This is a genomic window from Vibrio sp. Y176 (assembly GCF_033438945.1).
Genome location: NZ_JAWOQS010001159.1, coordinates 1 through 523, shown reverse-complemented (window position 1 = coordinate 523; position 523 = coordinate 1). Strand labels below are relative to the sequence as shown.

The 523-nt window shown below is 43.2% G+C and carries 1 pseudogene; it reads left to right on the top strand.

Annotation, left to right across the window (positions count from 1 at the left end):
* Positions 1–19: 19 nt before the first annotated feature.
* A pseudogene (locus R7O13_RS30750) lies at positions 20–523 on the top strand (hypothetical protein); the annotation flags it as partial.

Below are 523 nucleotides of genomic sequence, written 5' to 3'. Positions count from 1 at the left end.
GTTATGTGGTATGGAACTTGTGAAAACATGTCCAACTGGTGCGTTATCACCAAGTGGTGACTCAATCATCTACAACTACGAGATCAAAGTAACCAATACTGGTTTTGGTGCACTTTACGACCTTTATGTTGAAGATATTACCGCTGGCGATTCATTCACTGCTGACGTTCTTGCCGCTGGCGAAACTGCAACATTTACTGGTTCCTTTGTTTCGCTCATCAACGGTGTAGAAAATGAGGCTACGGCGAGCGCAGCCATCAAAGATGGTGGCGAACCTGTGCTTACTAAGTCTGACACAGATAGCTGTCCTCCACTTACTCCAGTGGGCGCATTGAGTATCACTAAAGACTGTACAACCTACGTTGAAGAAAACGCATCTGGCGCGTACGGATTAAGAGTGAACTACGAAGGTAAAGTATGTAACGACAGTAAAGTGAAACTTAACGATGTAAAAATTACTGAAATGCATGACGGTATGACAGTCGTTAAAGATGTCGGTACTTTAAATCCTGAAAGTTGTATG